This is a genomic window from Rhizobium sp. TBD182 (assembly GCF_001950375.1).
GTDB classification, from domain to species: domain Bacteria; phylum Pseudomonadota; class Alphaproteobacteria; order Rhizobiales; family Rhizobiaceae; genus Agrobacterium; species Agrobacterium tumefaciens.
Genome location: NZ_BDLN01000004.1, coordinates 186,620 through 206,241 on the forward strand (window position 1 = coordinate 186,620; position 19,622 = coordinate 206,241).

Annotated in this window: 17 protein-coding genes and 2 riboswitches; of the genes, 13 read left to right on the plus strand and 4 right to left on the minus strand. The window is 59.1% G+C overall.

What is annotated here, in order from left to right:
• Window positions 1-49 precede the first annotated feature (49 nt).
• The 4 genes from T18_RS15020 (at window position 50) to T18_RS15035 (ending at window position 4,153) form a co-directional block, all read left to right on the plus strand.
• The gene (locus tag T18_RS15020; RefSeq protein ID WP_038492471.1) at window positions 50-850 is read left to right on the plus strand and encodes a DeoR/GlpR family DNA-binding transcription regulator; all 801 of its coding nucleotides are present in this window, start codon (window positions 50-52) and stop codon (window positions 848-850) included.
• Window positions 851-862: 12 nt separating this feature from the next.
• Window positions 863-2,053 carry an MFS transporter gene (locus T18_RS15025; protein ID WP_003516553.1) on the plus strand — a complete coding sequence of 397 codons (1,191 nt, stop codon included), beginning with the start codon at window positions 863-865 and terminating at the stop codon, window positions 2,051-2,053.
• A gap of 120 nt (window positions 2,054-2,173) precedes the next feature.
• A complete protein-coding gene (gene ispG / locus T18_RS15030) occupies window positions 2,174-3,424 on the plus strand; it encodes a flavodoxin-dependent (E)-4-hydroxy-3-methylbut-2-enyl-diphosphate synthase (protein ID WP_038492469.1) in 1,251 nt (416 codons plus the stop codon).
• A gap of 66 nt (window positions 3,425-3,490) precedes the next feature.
• A complete protein-coding gene (locus tag T18_RS15035; protein ID WP_019566011.1) occupies window positions 3,491-4,153 on the plus strand; it encodes an OmpA family protein in 663 nt (220 codons plus the stop codon).
• Between the two features lie 32 nt (window positions 4,154-4,185).
• Here T18_RS15035 and T18_RS15040 read toward each other — a convergent pair whose 3' ends face one another.
• The gene (locus T18_RS15040; protein ID WP_038492963.1) at window positions 4,186-5,100 is read right to left on the minus strand and encodes a polyprenyl synthetase family protein; all 915 of its coding nucleotides are present in this window, start codon (window positions 5,098-5,100) and stop codon (window positions 4,186-4,188) included.
• Window positions 5,101-5,235: 135 nt separating this feature from the next.
• On the opposite strand from T18_RS15040, the gene mtgA reads away from it, so the two are divergent.
• Window positions 5,236-5,982, plus strand: a complete 747-nt coding sequence (gene mtgA / locus T18_RS15045) for a monofunctional biosynthetic peptidoglycan transglycosylase (protein WP_003516563.1) — start codon at window positions 5,236-5,238, stop codon at window positions 5,980-5,982.
• A gap of 16 nt (window positions 5,983-5,998) precedes the next feature.
• On the opposite strand, the gene T18_RS15050 is transcribed toward mtgA, so the two are convergent.
• Both T18_RS15050 and metA read right to left on the minus strand, forming a co-directional pair.
• Window positions 5,999-7,018, minus strand: coding sequence for an aldose epimerase family protein (locus T18_RS15050; protein ID WP_038492466.1), 1,020 nt, complete (start codon window positions 7,016-7,018; stop codon window positions 5,999-6,001).
• 74 nt (window positions 7,019-7,092) lie between these two features.
• Entirely contained in the window at window positions 7,093-8,019 is a 927-nt protein-coding gene (gene metA / locus T18_RS15055; RefSeq protein ID WP_003516567.1) for a homoserine O-acetyltransferase MetA, read from the minus strand.
• Between the two features lie 82 nt (window positions 8,020-8,101).
• Window positions 8,102-8,178: riboswitch (SAM riboswitch) on the minus strand.
• 90 nt (window positions 8,179-8,268) lie between these two features.
• On the opposite strand from metA, the gene T18_RS15060 reads away from it, so the two are divergent.
• The 7 genes from T18_RS15060 (at window position 8,269) to T18_RS15095 (ending at window position 16,571) form a co-directional block, all read left to right on the plus strand.
• Window positions 8,269-8,922 carry a thiamine diphosphokinase gene (locus T18_RS15060; RefSeq protein ID WP_038492463.1) on the plus strand — a complete coding sequence of 218 codons (654 nt, stop codon included), beginning with the start codon at window positions 8,269-8,271 and terminating at the stop codon, window positions 8,920-8,922.
• A 4-nt stretch (window positions 8,923-8,926) separates the two neighbouring features.
• Window positions 8,927-10,753: an ABC-F family ATP-binding cassette domain-containing protein gene (locus T18_RS15065; RefSeq protein ID WP_038492460.1), complete on the plus strand. Its 1,827-nt coding sequence runs from the start codon at window positions 8,927-8,929 to the stop codon at window positions 10,751-10,753.
• A 91-nt stretch (window positions 10,754-10,844) separates the two neighbouring features.
• Window positions 10,845-11,237, plus strand: a complete 393-nt coding sequence (locus tag T18_RS15070) for a VOC family protein (protein ID WP_003516574.1) — start codon at window positions 10,845-10,847, stop codon at window positions 11,235-11,237.
• Between the two features lie 45 nt (window positions 11,238-11,282).
• Window positions 11,283-11,393, plus strand: a riboswitch (TPP riboswitch).
• Window positions 11,394-11,431: 38 nt separating this feature from the next.
• Entirely contained in the window at window positions 11,432-12,445 is a 1,014-nt protein-coding gene (thiB, locus tag T18_RS15075; RefSeq protein WP_038492457.1) for a thiamine ABC transporter substrate binding subunit, read from the plus strand.
• A 19-nt stretch (window positions 12,446-12,464) separates the two neighbouring features.
• Window positions 12,465-14,090, plus strand: a complete 1,626-nt coding sequence (gene thiP / locus T18_RS15080) for a thiamine/thiamine pyrophosphate ABC transporter permease ThiP (protein ID WP_038492454.1) — start codon at window positions 12,465-12,467, stop codon at window positions 14,088-14,090.
• On the plus strand, window positions 14,087-14,803 hold the full coding sequence (locus tag T18_RS15085; protein WP_038492451.1) for a thiamine ABC transporter ATP-binding protein: 717 nt from the start codon (window positions 14,087-14,089) through the stop codon (window positions 14,801-14,803). The genes thiP and T18_RS15085 overlap by 4 nt, the downstream gene beginning before the upstream one ends.
• A gap of 307 nt (window positions 14,804-15,110) precedes the next feature.
• Window positions 15,111-16,571, plus strand: coding sequence for a M48 family metalloprotease (locus T18_RS15095; protein ID WP_025594597.1), 1,461 nt, complete (start codon window positions 15,111-15,113; stop codon window positions 16,569-16,571).
• 61 nt (window positions 16,572-16,632) lie between these two features.
• Here the strand turns inward: T18_RS15095 and leuC are convergent, their stop codons facing one another.
• A complete protein-coding gene (leuC, locus tag T18_RS15100; protein WP_019566018.1) occupies window positions 16,633-18,042 on the minus strand; it encodes a 3-isopropylmalate dehydratase large subunit in 1,410 nt (469 codons plus the stop codon).
• 427 nt (window positions 18,043-18,469) lie between these two features.
• Here leuC and T18_RS15110 point away from each other — a divergent pair.
• A partial coding sequence (locus T18_RS15110; RefSeq protein ID WP_323455229.1) for an MFS transporter occupies window positions 18,470-19,622 on the plus strand: 1,153 nt, incomplete at its 3' end.

Here is a 19,622-nt window from a genome sequence, read left to right on the forward strand (position 1 = left end):
CAAATATGCATGTTCGTGCACGTTTATTCCTGTTTATGCATGAGTCTCGATGAGCGATCATTTTGTCAGCGAGCGGCAGGCGCTCATCCTTGCACAGTTGCGGCAAAGCGGCCGAGTGCTTGCGCAGGATCTGGCCCAGAATTTCGGCGTTTCGGAAGACACGGTCCGCCGGGATCTGCGGGATATGGCGGCGCGCGGGGAGTGTCTGCGCGTCTATGGCGGGGCGTTGCTTTCCGATAGCAAGACGGTGCCGCTGAAGACACGGATCGCCGAGGATGCCGATCGCAAGGCTTCGTTGGCGCGCGCAGCAATTCCGCTGCTTGAGCCGGGCATGGTCGTCTTCATCGATGCCGGCTCCACCAATCTGGCCATTGCAAGGGCTATCCCCGCCGGTCTCAAATTGACGGTGGTAACGAATACGCCTGCTATTGCCGCTGAACTCACGGGGCGCGCCGATATCGCTTTGATCATGATCGGCGGCAAGGTCGATCCGGCCGTCGGTGCGGCCATCGACGCCATGGCGTTGCGGCAACTCGAGCTGATGCGGCCCGAGCTGTGTATTCTTGGCGTTTGCGGTGTTGCGGCTGAGACCGGCCTGTCGGCGGATATTTTCGAGGATGCCGTGTTCAAGCGGCTTGCCTGTAGCGCCAGCCAGCGGATTGTTGCCGCCATCACCACGGAAAAGCTGGGCCACAAGGCGGCGTTTCACGTGCACGACTTTTCTCCGCCTCTTTCCCTGGTGCTGGAACATGACGCCGACCGCACATTGGTCGAGGCGCTATCGGCTAAAGGCGTACAAGTTCATTTCGGCGACGATGACGCCGTCCAACTCTCTCACGGTCAAGTCTGAAGGATATTACCGATGAACGGCCCCACGACATTTTCGCCGACGGTCAAGCGCTCGTCCTATCTGACGCGGCACAGGCTCGGTGTATCCCTGCTGTTTTTGATGAACGGTTTCATGATGGGATCGTGGGCGCCCAAAATACCGGAATTTGCGGCGCGCTTATCCCTCAGTGAAAGTGCGCTTGGCCTGATCATTCTGGTTTTCGGCGTCGGCTCGCTGGTTTTCATGCCGATCGCCGGTTCCCAGATCGCCCGTTTCGGATCGCGAACGGTCAGCCTTGCGAGTGCGGCTATTTTCTTGCCGACACTGCTTTTCATCTCCTGGGCAGACACGATCTGGGCAGGTGTGATTGCGGTTTTCCTGTTCGGTGGGCTGACAGGGGCGATGGATGTCGCCATGAACGCCAATGCGGTGGCGGTCGAGCGTGACATGCGCCGCGCCATCATGTCGTCGTGCCATGCTTTCTGGAGCCTGGGCGGCCTGATCGGCGCCGGTCTTGGCGGCTATCTCATCACGGCCATTGGCGTGCAGGGACATGCGATCGCGTTGACGGTCATCGCCCTTGTTTTGCTCGTCGTTGCGTGGCCGCGCGTTCTTGCGGATCGCCCGCATGCCGAGGAGGAGCGTCCGAAAGGTCGCTTGCCGCTGACGCCCTTGCCGTGGATTATCGGTCTGATGGCGCTGTTTTCGATGATTCCGGAAGGCGCAATCCTCGATTGGGGTGCCCTTTATCTGCGCAATGAACTCGGCGCTTCCGTGTCCCAGTCCGGTTTTGCTTTCGCGGCCTTTTCCATGACCATGGCGGCCATGCGTTTTGCCGGCGATCTGGTGCGCGACCGGTTCGGCGCGGTCAACACCCTGCGGTTCTGCTCGGTCATGTCGATTGCGGGCCTTCTGATTGCGGGTCTTGCGGGAAATTCCACGTTTGTGATCATCGGCTTCGCGATTGCCGGCATCGGTATTTCCAACATGGTGCCGATCGCCTTTTCGGCGGCGGGGAACATGCCGGGACTGGCACCCGGCATCGGCCTGTCGGTCGTCACCACCATGGGTTATTCCGGGATTCTGGTAGCACCCTCGGCCATCGGCTTCATTGCCGAACATACCGGCCTGGCCAGCGTATTTCTCGCTCTGCCGTTGTTGCATGTGGTGGTTTTGCTGCTTTCGCGGCTCGCCCGGCATGCGGATGGTGCGGGCAAGGAATAGGCGTCTCGAATTTTGCCATGATTGCGGTAAAGTAGAAGCTCTTATGCGTTGGGTGTTGACAAGCAGGCCCCCTTGTTTCACCTCAATTGCCAGACCTTGCCGCAAGCTCCAGAGACCGCCATGACGTCACACGCCGATTACGATCCAAAGCCCCGCCGTGCATCCGTTGCCGTCGACGTAGGGGGCGTCATCGTGGGTGGCGGTGCGCCTGTCGTCGTACAATCCATGACCAATACCGACACGGCGGATATCGACGCCACCGTGCAGCAGGTGGCGGCACTTTTCCAGGCCGGTTCTGAAATGGTGCGCATCACCGTCGATCGCGATGAGAGCGCTGCCGCTGTGCCGAAAATCCGCGAACGGCTGCTACGCCTTGGCATGGACGTGCCGCTGATTGGCGATTTCCACTATATCGGCCACAAGCTTCTGGCCGATCATCCGGCCTGTGCCGAAGCACTGGCGAAATACCGCATCAATCCCGGCAATGTCGGCTTCAAGGACAAGAAGGACAAGCAGTTCGGCGAAATCGTCGAAATGGCGATCCGTTATGACAAGCCGGTTCGCATCGGCGTGAACTGGGGGTCGCTCGATCAGGAATTGCTGACGACGCTGATGGACAAGAACAAGGAGCAGGGTTTTCCGCTCTCTGCCCGTCAGGTCACCCGCGAAGCCATCGTCCAGTCGGCACTGATTTCCGCAGAGCTTGCCGAAGAAATCGGCCTGCCGCGCAACCGCATCATACTGTCTGCCAAGGTCAGCCAGGTACAGGACCTGATTGCCGTTTATTCGATGCTGTCGGAACGCTCCAACCACGCACTGCATCTCGGTCTTACCGAAGCCGGCATGGGTTCCAAGGGCATCGTCGCCTCGTCTGCTGCCATGGGTTATGTGCTGCAGCACGGTATTGGCGACACGATTCGCGTCTCGCTGACGCCGGAGCCGAACGGCGACCGCACCCGCGAAGTGCAGGTGGCGCAGGAATTGCTGCAGGTCATGGGTTTCCGCCAGTTCATTCCGGTGGTTGCGGCATGTCCCGGCTGCGGGCGCACCACCTCTACCGTCTTTCAGGAACTTGCCCAGAATATCCAGAATGACATTCGCAAGAACATGCCGATCTGGCGTGAAAAGTATCCCGGTGTGGAAGCGCTCAATGTTGCTGTCATGGGCTGCATCGTTAATGGCCCCGGAGAAAGCAAACATGCCGATATCGGCATATCACTGCCCGGAACCGGCGAAAGCCCCGCTGCACCGATCTTCATCGATGGCGAGAAGGCGCTCACCCTGCGCGGTCCCAACATCGCCGCGGATTTTGAAGCGCTTGTGATCGATTACATCGAAAAGCGTTTTGGCCGGAAAGATGCGGCGGAGTAAAAACTACCGTGAAAATGCCGAAATTCCACTGTCATACCGCCTGAACCCTTCGGAGCATCAAAACACATGATCAAAAAAATCGCGATCGTTGCCCTTTGCGGGACCTATCTTTCCGCGTGCACCACCACCGATCCCTATACGGGTGAGCAGAAGATGTCGAACACGGCGGGCGGCGCTGGTATCGGCGCTGTCGTCGGTGCTCTCGGTGGTCTGGCTGTTGGCGGTTCGCCGGTCGGTCGCCGCAACGCAGCCCTCATCGGCGCCGGCATCGGTGCACTCGCCGGTGGCGCAATCGGCAATTACATGGATGGTCAGGAATCCGAGCTTCGCGCCCAGCTTCAGGGCACTGGCGTTTCCGTTAGCCGCCGTGGCGACAGCATCGTTCTCAACATGCCGTCAAACATCACCTTCGCGACGGACCAGGATCAGGTCATCCCGCCTTTCTATCAGACACTCGATTCCGTCGCCATCGTGCTGAACAAGTTCAACCGCACGCTCATCGACATCAACGGCCATACCGACTCCACCGGCAGCCAGCAGCACAACCAGGCGCTTTCCGAGCGTCGTGCGGCGTCTGTTGCAAACTATCTCGGCGCACGCGGCGTCGACCAGCGCCGTATTTCGACGCTCGGCTTCGGCCCCTCGCAGCCGATCGCTTCGAACGCAACGCCGGATGGCCGCGCCCAGAACCGTCGTGTCGAAGTGCTAATTTCGCCGCTCAAGGGCTGATTGGCTGAAAAACGGTGAGCCGGGAAACCGGCTCAGCTTTTCCGTTCGGCGATGAATCTGGCGGCCGCGATGAGTATCGCGGCCTTTTCGCCGTAGGGGGCCAGAAGTTCGGAGGCTTCCGCCACCTGTTCCTGAAGCTTGAGGCGCGCCCAGTCTTCACCGCGTAGTGCCACGAGCGTTCCTTTGCCGCGTGCGGCGTCCTTGCCGGTTGCCTTGCCCATGGTGGCGGCATCGGCGGTCAGATCCAGGAGATCGTCGGCAAGCTGGAAGGCAAGGCCGATCTTTTCACCGAAGAGGCGCAGTCTTTGCCTTTCGGAAACATCGCTGCCGGCGATGATCGCGCCTGCCTCGCAGGCGAAGCGAAGCAGAGCACCGGTTTTCATAGCCTGCAATGTAATAATGCCGGTCTCATCAGGTGCGTTCTTTTCTGCAGCCAGATCGAGCGCCTGACCGCCCGCCATGCCGCCGATGCCTGCGGCGCGGGCGAGCGAGAGCACGAGAGACGCCTTGCGGTCTGCCTCGAGAGGATTTTCGTCCGATGCGATAATGTCGAAGGCGAGTGTCAGCAGGCTGTCGCCCGCGAGAATGGCGGTCGCCTCGTCGAATTTGCGGTGCACTGTCGGCTGGCCGCGGCGCAGGTCGTCGTCATCCATCGCTGGCAGATCGTCGTGCACCAGCGAGTAACAATGCAGGCATTCCAGCGCGGCACCGACGTGATGGGCTGCTTCGGCATTTCCGCCGAGCAAGGCCGTGCTTTCTATGACCAGGAAGGGCCGCAGGCGTTTGCCGCCGTTCAGCACACCATGACGCATGGCGTCGAGCAGGTTTTGCGGGCGTGTAATCTCATCCGCACGCGCCTCTGCGGAAAGCAGGCGACCAAGCAGGGATTCGGTCTGTGCCGCGTTATCGCGCAGCTTCGTTTCGAAATTCGTCATCTGAGCGTCCATGCCGCGCTCTTTGGCATGGCGCGCGGGGCCAGGCAACCTTTTCGTGATTCCTGAGGTCAACTGTTTGACTGGACTCGCCTTGAAGGCGGCAATGGAATATGAAAGGCTTCGATTGGTGCGGGGCTTTGACGAATATTGAGCAGTACGCCTGAAAGCGACGCAGATTACGCCGTGCTGGCGGAAGACCGGAGCAGTCCGAAGGTGGATTTTCGCACGTTGGCAAAGCGTATCATCATGACCTTGCTGGCGTTGCTGATCCTGCCCTATCTGCTGATCCCGGTTTACGCCCTGCCTTTCATGCGGCCGGTCTCGACGCTGATGCTTGCCGATCTGGTGACACTTCAGGGTTATGACCGGCGCTGGGTGCCGCTCGAGGATATTTCGCCGCGCCTTGTGCAATCCGTAATGATGTCCGAGGACGGACAATTCTGTTTCCACGGCGGCGTTGACTGGAACCAGATGCAGTCCGTGGTCAACAATGCGCTCGAAGGCGCGTCTACTCGTGGCGCCAGCACCATTCCCATGCAGACGGCCAAGAACCTGTTCCTCTGGAACGGCCGCTCGTTCTTGCGCAAGGGGCTGGAGTTGCCGCTGGCGATTGCTGCCGATTTCGTCTGGTCCAAAAAACGGATGATGGAGATTTATCTCAACGTTGCCGAATGGGGACCCGGCATTTACGGCATCGAGGCCGCAGCACAGCACCATTTCAAGGTACCGGCGGCAAAGCTAAGCTCCCGCCAGGCGGCACTGCTTGCCGTTTCCCTGCCCAATCCCATCGATCGAGTTGCCAGCAAGCCGGGGCGTGGTTTGCAACGGCTTGCTGGCCTTATTGAACGGCGTGCCCGAGCATCGGGCGGTTATGTGGGATGCGTGCTGGACTGAGCCCAGCCCCGCCGCCTCAACCCTTCTTGAAAATATAGTCGGTTTCCTGACGCAGGGTCTCGCCGGGACGCAGGATCGCGTAGGGGAAATCGGGATGATTGACGGCATCAGGCCATATCTGCGTTTCCAGACAAAAACCGGCAAAGGGGCCATAATGGCGGCCATCGAGGCCTGGAACGGGAACATTCAGCTTGAAGGCTGAATAGAATTGCACGCCGGGTTCGGTGGTGTGAACCTCAAGGGCAATGTCGGAGGCGGGCGAATAGGCGCGGGCAACCTTGCGCTTGGCGCGACGTTCTGGCGAAAGGCAGAAATTATGGTCGTAGAGCACCTGCTCGCCATCCTCCGTTCGCCGCATCGGCGTCGGGTGGCGCAGGTCGAAGACGGTGCCTTCGACGGAGCGGATTTCGCCTGTCGGGATCTGTTTGTCGTTGGTTGGCAGATAAAAGTCAGCGGCGATGCTGATCTCATGTCCAAGTGCGGTATCAGCACCGTCGAGGTTGAAATAGGAATGCTGGCAGATATTGGCGATGGTCGGTTGGTCGGTCACCGTTTCATAGACCACCGAAAGCACGCCGCCGTCGCGGATCGTATAGGTCGCGGTCACCGTGCAATTGCCGGGATAACCGGCGCGGCCGTCGGGATCAATGATCTGCAGAACCGCATGGCTTTCGTCGTGTTCCATCAGCATCCAGTTACGTTTGCCCATGCCGTCGCTGCCGCCATGCAGGTGGCTAACGCCTTTTTCGTTCAGCTCCAACTGGTATTCGTGCCCGTCGATCGAGAATTTTCCGTCACCGATACGGTTGGCGTTGCGGCCGGGTGTGGCGCCGAAATAGGATGAATATTTGTAGTCCTCGAATGTATCGAAGCCGAGAACAAGCGGCGGCTGGTGCCCATCGAGGCGCAGGTCCTGAATGACGGCGCCCCAGGTGATAACCTTGGCCGTCAGCCCGCCCTTCGAGATGGTGACGCGCTCAACCTTTTCGCCGGTTGCCGTGAAACCAAAATTCTCCCGTGCCGCCGCGTCGCTCATTGCGTCATTCTCCCGATATCTTTGAATTGCCGGCGGACGTTGCGTCATTTTCCGGCAATTCGCAATCCCGCAATTTACGCCGCTAGTTTACCGATCGCTTCGAGATCGTAAGGCGTCGTCTGATATATCTCGTTGATCCAGTTGCCGAAAAACAGATGGGCGTGGCTGCGCCAGCGGTTGAGCGGGGCAAGCTCGGGATCATTGTGCGGAAAATAATCATGCGGCAGCTTGATTGGAACGCCCGAGTTCACATCGCGGAAATATTCATCCGAAAGCGAGGTTGAATCATATTCGACGTGGTTGAACATATAGAGGCGGTTGCCCTCTTTTTCATGCACCAGACATACGCCCATTTCCTCTGACTCCATCAGGATTTCGAGTTCCGGGTGTTTTTCGATGTCGGCGCGGCGCACTTCCGTCCAGCGTGAGACCGGAACCTGAAAGTCGTCGGAAAAACCGTTGAGATATATCGACGAGGGGCAGAGATTGCGGTGACGATAGACACCGAAAGCCTTTTCCTTCAGTTCGTATTTCGGCACACCATGGAAATGGTAGATGGCGGCCATCGCGCCCCAGCAGACGTTCAGTGTCGAATGGACGTTGGTTTGCGTCCAGTCGAAAATCTTTTGCATCTCGTTCCAGTAGGTCACGTCTTCATAATCAAGCATCTCGATGGGCGCGCCTGTGATGATGAAACCGTCGAACTTGCGGTGGCGCACTTCCTCCCATGTCTCATAGAAGGACAGAAGGTGCTCTTCCGGCGTATTCTTGGCACGATGGCCGCCAATGCGGATCAGCGAAAACTCCACCTGCAGCGGCGATGCGCCGACGAGGCGCGCCATCTGCACTTCCGTCTTGATCTTGTTCGGCATGAGATTGAGAAGCCCGATCTGGAGCGGGCGGATATCCTGCCGGATGGCCGCCGTTTCTGTCATGACCCGCACGCCCTCATGAACGAGGGTGTCGAAGGCGGGAAGCGTATCGGGAATCTTGATCGGCATGTCGAACTCTCTTTTCGGATGACGTAAAGAACGTTGCGAAAACAAAAAAACCGGCAGCGAAATCGCAGCCGGTCCCAGGAAATTACCCTTTTCCTCGACCCTTTAGCGACTTCTTTAAAGTGGCTGCAAGCCGGTCGGCAAATCACCACTGAGGCGTTTCATAATCCCGAAGCCGACGAAAATCAATATCGGCTGATTTCATCGGGTTTCTGCCTTTCCATTTTTGCCTGAGGTGCGATAAGGCAGGGCATGGATAGAGAACGCTTCACCATTCTGCTTGGCGGCGATGTCACCGTTACCGACCGCCTCAAAGCGGCGGTTGAGGGTAGCCGTGTGATTGCGGCCGATGGCGGCATGCGCCATGCCGCACCGCTCGGGCTCACACCCGAGCTCTGGGTGGGGGATTTCGATTCCACCGACAAGAACCTGCTGGACGCTTGGCCCGATGTGGTGCGACAGCCCTATCCCGCTGCAAAGGCTGTGACCGATGGCGAAATTGCGGTGTCGGAGGCCCTTGCCCGCGGCGCGCGTTCTCTGGTGCTTGCCGGTGCGCTTGGTGGAGCGAGAAGCGACCACGCACTTCAGCACCTACTTTACGCGGTGGCGCTTACTGAGCGTGGTCTCAACGTTACGCTGACCTCCGGCGAAGAGGAGGCCCGCCCGCTGCTGGCGGGGTCGTTCGACCTTGATCTGCCACCCGGTACGCTGTTTTCCGTTGCCGGGTTTACCGACCTTGTGGGGCTCGATATCGGCAATGTGCGTTATCCTCTCAAGGATTTCCCGCTTGCTTTCGGCTCTTCCCGCACTATTTCCAATGTCGCGAATGGCGGCCCTGTGCATTTCTCGCTGAAAAGCGGAAAAGCCATCGTGCTCGCCCGCCCTTATGATCTGACCGGAGCCTGACGCCTTGGCACCCCCAATTTTGAAACTCGATGACATCAAGCTGACCTTCGGCGTGACCCCGCTGCTCGACGGCGCCAATCTTCAGGTGGAGCCGGGCGACCGCATCTGCCTTGTCGGACGCAACGGTTCGGGCAAGTCGACCCTGATGAAGATCGCCGCCGGTCTGGTCGAGGCGCAGTCGGGCGAGGTTTTCCGTCACCCCTCCGCCACCATCCGTTATCTGGAACAGGCGCCGGATTTTGCCGGTTACGACACCGTGCAGGCCTATGCCGAGGCGGGGCTGGGACCTGGCGACGATCCCTATCGCGTTACCTATATTCTCGAGCATCTGGGCCTGACGGGACAGGAACATCCGGATACCCTGTCCGGCGGCGAAGCGCGGCGTGCGGCCCTTGCCCGCGTCATGGCGCCTGAACCCGATATTCTCATGCTGGACGAGCCGACCAACCATCTGGACTTGCCCACCATCGAATGGCTTGAAGGCGAGTTGCAGCAGACGCGTAGCGCGCTGGTGCTGATCTCGCACGACAGGCGTTTTCTGGAGAAGGTTTCGACCTCGACCGTGTGGCTGGATCGCGGCCAGTCCCGCCGTCTCAATCGCGGTTTTGCGCATTTCGAGGAATGGCGCGACAAGGTGCTGGAAGAGGAAGAGCTGGAGCAGCACAAGCTCGGCAAGGCCATCGAGCGTGAAGAACACTGGATGCGTTACGGCGTGACCGCGAGACGAAAGCGCAACATGCGCCGCGTGGGCGAGCTTCAGGCAATGCGTGCGGACTATCGCGGCCACAAGGGACCGCAGGGCAGCGTGCAGGCGACGGCTGCGGAGGTGCGGGAATCCGGCAAACTGGTCATCGAGGCAGACGCAATCACCAAGTCTTACGGCGAGCGCGTGATCATCGCGCCGTTTTCGCTGCGGGTGCATCGCGGTGATTGCATCGGTCTCGTCGGGCCGAACGGTGCCGGCAAGACAACGCTTTTGAAGATGCTGACCGGCCAGCTTCAGCCCGATAGTGGCACGGTAAAGCTCGGCACCAATCTGGAAATCGCGACGCTTGATCAGAAGCGTGAGGATCTCAATCCAAACGATACGCTCGCTCATTACCTCACCGACGGTCGCGGCGACAATTTGCTGGTCAATGGCGAGTTGAAACATGTGACGGGTTACATGAAGGACTTCCTGTTCCAGCCGGAACAGGCCCGCACGCCCATCCGCAACCTCTCCGGTGGTGAGCGCGCCCGTCTTATTCTTGCGCGCATTCTGGCGCGGCCTACCAACCTGCTGATCCTTGACGAGCCGACCAACGATCTCGATATCGAAACGCTCGATCTGTTGCAGGAAATCGTTGCGGGCTTTTCCGGCACGGTCATTCTCGTCAGCCACGACCGCGACTTCCTCGACCGTACCGTCACCTCCACAATCGCGCCCGCCAATCCGGACCAGCCGGATGGACGCTGGATCGAATATGCCGGCGGCTATTCGGACATGATGGCGCAACGCAAGGGTGCTGCGGAAGAAAAGCGCAAGGCGGAGAAGCAGGAAAAGGCAAAGACCGCCCCTTCCGCCTCCGCGTCGCAGGACCCTTCAAAGGCCAAGGGCAAGCTTTCCTTCAAGCAAAAATTTGCGCTCGAAAACCTTCCAAAGGAAATGGAGAAGGCGCAGGGCGAAATCGCCAAGCGTGAGCAGCGCATGGCCGATCCCAATCTGTTCACCAAGGACCCGGCTACCTTCAATACGCTGGCGCAGGAAATGACGAAGCTGCGCGAAAAGCTCGAAGCCATGGAAGAGGAATGGCTGGAGCTGGAGATGCTGCGCGAGGAAATTGAAGGGTGACTTGGTCGCGATTTCTTGACTGAGGTCTCATCCACCTTTGACAGGGAGGCGGAATTGCCGTTTCCTGTGCGGGTTCGGAGGAGTTCAGAAAATGCGCATGATCTTCGTCAATCTGCCGGTCAAGAATATCGAGACATCGAGAAGCTTCTTCACGGCTCTCGGTTTCACATTCAATCCGGAATATTCGGATGACCGCACGCTCTGCATGATCGTTGAGGAGAACATCTTCGTGATGCTTCTTCAGGAGGAGCGTTTTCGTGATTTCATCAATGGCGATATCGCCGACGCCACACGCAGCACCGAGGTCCTGACCTGTCTCACAGCGGGAAGCCGTGAGGAAATCGACCGGATGATCGAAACGGCGCTCGCCTCGGGCGGCAGCAGCTGGAAACCGGTTCAGGATCACGGTTTCATGTATGCCGGTAGTTTTCAGGATCCCGACGGCCATGTCTGGGAACTGGTGCACATGGTGCAGCAGGCCTGACGGCAGCCATCTTGCCAATCAGAGACAGCGGGACTACATCATCATCTTGATCTAACGGGGTGTCTTTTGTGCTTGCGTGCAAAAGGCTGAGAGGCTTGCCAACCCGAAGAACCTGATCCGGTTCATACCGGCGGAGGGATTAGACGGCTTAAGGCAAGCGGCTATTTCCCTTTTCGTTTTTTGAGGAGATACCCGTGCGCCGTCGTCTTTTCCTGAATTCCCTCGTTGCCGTTTCGTTGTTTCTGCCCGGTATTGCCACTGCTCAGGACAGACAGGAACTGACCGTCTACACCTATGAAAGCTTCGTTTCCGAATGGGGTCCCGGCCCCAAGGTGAAAGAGGCCTTCGAGAAAGTGTGCAATTGCACGGTCAATTTCGTCGGTGTGGCGGATGGCGTGGCGCTGCTCAACCGCCTGAAGCTTGAAGGGGCGGGTTCGAAGGCGGATGTCGTTGTTGGTCTCGACACCAATCTGGTCGCGGAAGCGAAACAGACCGGCCTCTTCGATATCAGCGGTATCGATGCATCGGCGGCCAAGGTGCCGGGCGGTTACAAGGACGACATTTTCGTCCCTTACGACTACGGTCATTTCGCCGTTGTCTATGACACGCAGACGATAAAAAATCCGCCGACGAGCCTGAAGGATCTGGTGGACGGCGATCCTTCACAGAAAATCGCCATTCAGGACCCGCGCACCTCCACGCCGGGGCTTGGCCTGCTGCTCTGGGTGAAGTCCGTTTACGGCGACAAGGCACCGGAAGCCTGGGCGAAGCTCCGGAAGCGCATTCTCACCGTCACGCCGGGCTGGTCGGAATCCTATGGCCTTTTCACCAAGGGTGAGGTGCCGATGGTGCTCTCCTACACCACGTCGCCTGCCTATCACATGGTCTCGGAAAAGACGGATCGCTATCAGGCCGCGGGTTTTTCCGAGGGGCACTACATCCAGATCGAGGTTTCCGGCCTTCTCAAAAACGCGCCGCACAAGGAACTGGCGAAGCAGTTCCTCGCTTTCACGCTCACATCAGGATTTCAGGATGCCATTCCGGAAAACAACTGGATGATGCCGGTCGCGGCAACGTCCACGCCCCTGCCCGAGGCATTTTCCAAACTCGTCGTACCGCAGAAGACCTTCCTGATGGACCCGGAAGAGGTGGCCAAGAACCGCAAGGCCTGGATCGACGAATGGCTTGCGGCCATGAGCATGAACTGAGCGAGAGGCACGCCCGCGCATGATGCTGCGTCGCGACTACAGATGGTCGATCATTGGCGGAACGGCGGCGTTTGCCGCCGTTTTCCTGTTCATGGCGCTTGCTGTCTCAGCACTACTGTCGTTCGATGCCGGTACATCCGCCGCCGGAATCGTGGATGCCTACACGCTGCGAATCCTGCGCTTCACGCTCTATCAGGCAACGTTGTCCACTGTTCTTTCCATTGTTCTCGGCCTGCCGGTGGCGCTTGCGCTCTCCCGCAGACAGGATTTTCCCGGGCGGATTTGGATTATCAGGTTGATGGCTGTGCCGATGGGGCTGCCGGTCATCGTTGGTGCCTTCGGCATCATCACGATCTGGGGCAGGCAGGGTGTTTTGAATATTGCCCTTGTTTTTGCCGGTGCGGAGCAGCCCTTCAGTATTTACGGCCTCTCCGGCATTCTCATCGCCCATGTGTTTTTCAATCTGCCGCTTGCGGTGCGGCTGATGCTGGCCGGGCTGGAGCGGATTCCGGGCGAATATTGGCGGATGGCGGCAAGTCTTGGCATGGGGCCGGTTTCGGTTTTCCGCTTCATCGAGTGGCCGGCCGTCTCGCGGCTTGTTCCCGGTATTGCCGGGCTTGTCTTCATGCTTTGCGCCACCAGCTTCACGCTAGTGCTTCTGCTGGGCGGTGGACCGGCGGCGACGACACTTGAGGTCGCAATCTATCAGGTGTTGCGGTTTGATTTCGATCCGCAACGGGCAATCGCGCTTTCGGTTTTGCAGATTGCAATCACAGCAGTTCTGCTCGGCCTTCTTGCCTTTTTGCCATCGCCCGAGGCGGAAATTGCCTCGCTTGGCCGCCCTGTTCGCCGTTTCGACGGCAAGCGTGTTGGCGCGCGCCTGTGGGACGGAGCGGCAATCATTTTTGCGGTTCTGCTGGTCGGCCTGCCGCTTGTTGCCATAACCGTCTCGGGTTTGGGGGCCGATCTGCCGCGTCTTTTGTCAGCGCCGATCTTCCTGCGTGCAGCGGCGACCAGCCTTGCAATCGCTGCGTTCTCCGCAACTCTCGTCGTGCTCTGCTGCTTTGCGATCATCGGTGCGCGACAGGCCGTGGGTTCCAAACGGCACGCGGCTCAGCCCTTGCGCCTTTTGTCCGCCACGCTCGGGGCGGGGTCATCGCTGGTACTGCTGGTGCCGCCCGTCGTGCTGGGAAGCGGGTGGTTCCTGTTGCTGCGGCCCTTTGGAGATGTCAGTTTTTACGCTCCCGTTCTCGTGGCACTCATCAACATGCTGATGGCGTTGCCGCTTGCCATGCGGGTGCTGGAGCCAGCCTTCACCAGCCATTTTTTACGCACGTCCCGGCTTTCCGCCAGCCTTGGGCTTCAGGGACTGACGCGGCTGCGGTTCGCCGATCTGCCGGTTCTGCGGCGGCCGCTGCTGATGGCATTTTCCTTTGCCATGGCCCTGTCGCTCGGTGATCTTGGGGCGGTCGCCCTGTTCGGATCGGAAAATTTCATCACCTTGCCATGGCTGGTCTATAGCAATATGGGCAGCTACCGCACCAATGATGCCGCCGGATACGCGTTCATCCTTGGCGTCGTCTGCCTGCTGCTTGCCGCGGGCGGCGTTTCACGGCAATCCCAATCAGCAAGGGCGAGCATATGACGGGTGACGAATTTGCCGTGGGGCTGGACAAGGTCAGGCTGCGGCTCGGAACGCAGGATTTCGATCTCGATTGTACATTCCCGCAAGGCCAGATGACTGCCGTCGTCGGTGCATCCGGTTCTGGCAAGTCGACGCTCCTCAATCTCATCGCCGGTTTTGAATTGCCCGATTCCGGGCGCGTCCTGATCGGCGGGCGGGACATGAAGGCGCTCGATCCTTCCGAACGACCGGTCTCCTCGATCTTCCAGGATAATAATCTTTTCGCCCATCTCGATATCTTCACCAATGTCGCGCTCGGCATCAGCCCCGGGCTGAAGCTGCGGGCGGAAGACAGGCAGAGGATCGACGTGGCGCTCACACGCGTTGGTCTTGCGGGTTTTGACAAACGTTTGCCGGGCACGCTTTCCGGCGGGGAAAGGCAAAGGGCGGCGCTGGCGCGTGCGCTGGTCCGGAAAAAACCTGTCATGCTGCTGGACGAGCCTTTCGCGGCGCTAGATCCGGGGCTGCGGGCGGGCATGACCTCCCTGCTTCTCGACTTGCATGCCGAAACAAAAAATACGGCGATTATTGTCACGCACCATCCAGACGACATAAAAAAGCTGGCGCAGCGGGTGGTTTTTCTTGATCGTGGCCGCGTTGTCTATGCTGGCTCGACCACAGATTTCTTCGCCACACAAAATGTGAAGGCGGTCGACAGTTTTCTGAACGGCTGATCGCCTTATTTTCGACGCGTGCCGCTGGCAATCGCTTTAGATAACTTCAATGGCGTTAATTTGCACTTGCCAGTTTTAAGTCGTTGCCCGAGAAAAGACGAGAATTATTGCGTTCTTCAGGAATATTCCGGACTTGATGGATCGTTTTTACCGTTTCGACATTCATGGCTCGTTGGGGCGAATCTGTTATTCTGGTCTGCAATTAACGGATGATCAGGAACGTTAGGGGCAGGCATAGAGAATGAGAAATAGCATGACTGCGCAGTGGAGGCTTTTCTCCCGTTCAGGCCTTCGCCGTTCGGGCAGGATGGCTGCCGTGTGTTCCGTGCTGACGGCGTCTGCCGTATTCCTGTCATCGTGTCAGTCTCTCTTCAGCCCGGCCTACCAGTCCACCTTGCGGCCTTCGGACAATCCGCAGACCGTGGAAGAGGTGCAGAAGAACGATCCCCGTGCGCAGATGGGCGCGCGCGAGCATCCGCGTATTGTGGCGAGTTATGGTGGCGAATATCGTGATGCCAAGACGGAGCGGCTTGTCGCCCGTATCGCCGGCGCGCTGACGGCTGTTTCGGAAAATCCGCAGCAATCCTATCGCATCACCATCCTCAACTCGCCTGCTATCAACGCTTTTGCGCTGCCGGGTGGGTATCTTTACGTGACACGCGGGCTTCTGGCTCTCGCCAACGATGCCTCGGAAGTGGCGGCCGTGCTTTCGCATGAGATGGGCCACGTTACCGCAAACCACGGCATCGAGCGCCAGCGCCGGGAAGAGGCAGAGGTGATTGCAAGCCGTGTGGTCGCCGAGGTTCTGTCGAGCGATCTCGCCGGCAAGCAGGCGCTTGCGCGCGGCAAGCTGCGGCTTGCGGCTTTTTCGCGCCAGCAGGAATTGCAGGCGGACGTGATTGGCGTGCGCATGTTGGGTGAGGCCGGCTACGACCCCTTCGCATCGCCGCGGTTTCTGGATTCCATGGCAGCCTATGCGCGTTTCTCCTCGGCTGATCCCGAAAATGACCAGAGCCTCGACTTTCTTTCCAGCCACCCCAACACGCCGCAGCGCATCGAGCTTGCACGCCGGCATGCCCGCGCCTTCGGCCAGGACGGTCAGGTCGGGGATCGGGGTCGCGACTGGTTTCTGGATGGCATAGACGGCCTGCTTTACGGCGACAGCCCGCAGGAGGGTTATGTCCGGGGCCAGACCTTCCTGCACGGAACGCTCGGTATCCGTTTCGATGTGCCGGAAGGTTTCGTCATCGACAACAAGGTCGAGGCCGTTCTTGCGACGGGTCCGGGCGATGTGGCGATCCGTTTCGACGGCGTGGCCGATCCGAAACAGACCACTCTTGCCAATTACCTTACCAGCGGCTGGGTTGCCGGCCTGATGCCGGAAACCGTGAAGGAAACGCAGATCAACGGTCTGGAGGCTGCGACAGCCCGTGCGACGGCGGACAAATGGGACTTTGACGTTACCGTCATCCGTGTCGGTCAGCAGATATTCCGCTTCCTGACGGCCGTGCCGAAGGGTAACACGCAGCTCGATTCCATCGCCAACGTGTTGCGAACGAGTTTCCGCAAGATGACGCCGCAGGAGATCGCATCGTTAAAACCTCTGCGCGTGCGCGTGGTGACGGTCAAGCCCGGTGAAACCGTGGCAACGATTGCCGCACGGATGATGGGGACCGACCGCAAGCTCGACATGTTCCGCATGATGAATGCGATGAGCGCCACCGCCACGCTTCAGCCCGGCCAGCGGGTGAAGATCATTGCGGAATGAGATGCTAACAAAAAACCCCGGATTGTGATCCGGGGTTTTTCGTTTCAGACGTTATCGATAATTACCGCCACTCGCGCACATCGACGAAATGACCGGCGATGGCCGCCGCCGCTGCCATGGCGGGGGAGACGAGGTGGGTGCGGCTCTTATAGCCCTGGCGGCCCTCGAAGTTGCGGTTCGAGGTGGAGGCGCAACGTTCGCCAGGCTTCAGGCGGTCGTCATTCATAGCAAGGCACATGGAGCAGCCCGGTTCGCGCCATTCGAAACCGGCTTCGAGGAAAATCTTGTCCAGACCTTCCTTTTCCGCCTGTTCCTTCACGAGACCGGAGCCGGGCACGATCATGGCCGAGACGGTGGGCGCGACCTTGCGGCCGTCGACGATCTTTGCCGCTGCGCGCAAATCCTCGATACGGCCATTGGTGCAGGAGCCGATGAAAACGCGGTCGATGGCGATATCGGTGATGCGCGTACCGGGTTTCAAGCCCATATAATCCAGCGCACGCCACTTGGAAGTACGCTTGTTTTCTTCCTCGATATCATCCGGATTGGGAACGATGCCCTCGACGGACGTCACGTCCTCAGGCGATGAGCCCCAGGATACGATCGGCGGCAGATTGGCGGCGTCCAGCACCACGATCTTGTCGTAATGGGCGCCTTCATCGGATTTCAGCGTTTTCCAGTAGGCGATGGCCTGTTCCAACGTCTCGCCCTTTGGCGCGCGCGGCTTGTCCTTAATGTAGTCAAAGGTGGTCTCATCAGGCGCGATCAGACCTGCACGGGCGCCGCCCTCGATGGTCATGTTGCAAACCGTCATGCGGCCTTCCATGGAGAGCGAGCGGATTGCCTCACCGGCAAATTCAATCACATGGCCGGTGCCGCCCGCTGTGCCAATCTCACCGATAATGGCGAGGATGATGTCCTTGGCGGTGACGCCTTCCGGAACCTTGCCATCGACACGCACCAGCATGTTCTTGGCCTTTTTCTGGATCAGCGTCTGGGTCGCCAGCACATGCTCCACTTCCGACGTGCCGATGCCGTGCGCCAGCGCGCCGAAAGCACCATGGGTGGAGGTGTGGCTGTCGCCGCAAACAATCGTCATGCCCGGCAGGGTGAAGCCCTGTTCCGGGCCAACGATGTGGACGATGCCCTGACGCTTGTCGCGCTCGGAATAATATTCGACACCGAAATCCTTGGCATTCTGCGCAAGCGCTTCCACCTGGATACGGCTTTCCTCGTTCTTGATGCCTTCCAGCCGGTCGGCCGTGGTTGGCACGTTATGATCGACGACGGCAAGCGTGCGGGTGGGCGAATGGACCGGACGGCCGGCGATGCGCAGGCCTTCAAAGGCCTGCGGGCTCGTCACCTCATGGACCAGGTGACGGTCGATATAGAGAAGACAGGTTCCGTCCGGGTCACGATTGACGACGTGGTCGTCCCAGATCTTGTCGTATAAGGTGCGGGGTGCGCTCATGGCTCTATGCCTTGTCATGGAAGGTAAAATCAGGGTTCAGTAAGGCGGTGGACAGCGGGTGCTGTCAGGCGAGCCTAAGTCGGCTGTTGAGCGCCCCGGAAATGCGCGCAAAAAACCGTGCCGGCAGACGCTTGTGGTCCTGCAGCACATAAACATTCTGCGCGAGACATCCGAATTTAGATCCCATAGTGGTCTTCATAGCAGATTGCCGGTTTCGCGGCAATATGAATGCACGCAGACCGTAAAACGGTGACCCGGCGGCTTTGATGTGCGCCGCATCATGTACTCAGGGCTTTAAAATGCCGGTTTCGCAGCCCTTTCGGCATTGGTTATGATGCAATGCAACTTGCGTATCTTGCGGCGCACATATAGATGGGTCCCCTTATCATTTGCATTTCGACGAGCAATCGAAGGGAGGGAAAAGCACATGGTATCGGAAAAATCCCTAATCTCGAAGATCACCTGGCGGCTGATGCCGTTTCTTGGCCTTCTCTATCTCATCGCCTATATCGACCGGCAGAATGTCAGCTATGCCAAGCTGCAGATGGTCGATGCGCTGAGCCTCAGCGAATATGCCTACGGACTTGGCGCTTCGCTGTTCTTCATCGGCTATTTCCTCTTTGAGGTTCCGAGCAACCTTTTCCTCAACCGTTTCGGCGCCAGCAAATGGTTCGCCCGCATTCTGGTGTCCTGGGGTGCCGTCACCATCGCGCTTGCCTACACGCAGAATGCGACGATGTTCTATATCCTGCGCTTCCTGCTCGGGCTTTGCGAGGCCGGTTTCTTCCCGGGCGTGCTGTTCCTTATGACGCTGTGGTTCCCGCGCGATTATCGCGGCCGCATGATCGGCCTGTTCATGATCTTCAGTGCGCTTGCCAATGCCATCGGCGCACCGCTTGGCGGCATGCTGCTCGATCTCGATGGTTTCCTCGGTTATGCCGGCTGGGAATGGGTGTTCCTGGCGACGGGTATTCCCGCCGTGATCGCCGGTATCGTTACCTTCTTCTATCTGGACGATACGCCGGAAAAAGCGAAGTTCCTGACGCAGGCCGAGAAGGACTGGTTGAAGAACCGACTGGCCGAAGAAAACAAGGGCATGGAAGAGCATGCGGAGGACGGCTTCAAGGCGCTGATCAATCCGCGCGTGCTGTTCATGGCGCTTTGCTATGTCGGCTTTCCGCTGGCGGCCTATGGTCTCAGCTACTGGCTGCCGACAATCGTAAAGAGCTTCGGCGTTTCCAACACCGCCAACGGCTTCATCAACATCATCCCCTGGGTGATCGTGGCCGTCGCTCTCTTCGTCGTGCCCCTGGCGGCTGACAAGGCAAAAAACAAAACGCCTTATATCGTCGGCCCTGCCTTCGTCGGCGCGTTTTGCCTGCTGATGTCGGCGCTGCTCAGCGATCCGGTATTGCAGTTTGCCTTCCTTTGCATCGCCGCTGCGGGCATTTTTGCCGGCCAACCGGTGTTCTGGAGCCTGCCCGGCCGCTTCCTCAAGGGAGCCGGTGCCGCTGCCGGCATCGCCGCCATCAATTCCGTCGGCAATCTCGGTGGTTTCGTGGCGCAGAACGTGGTGCCCT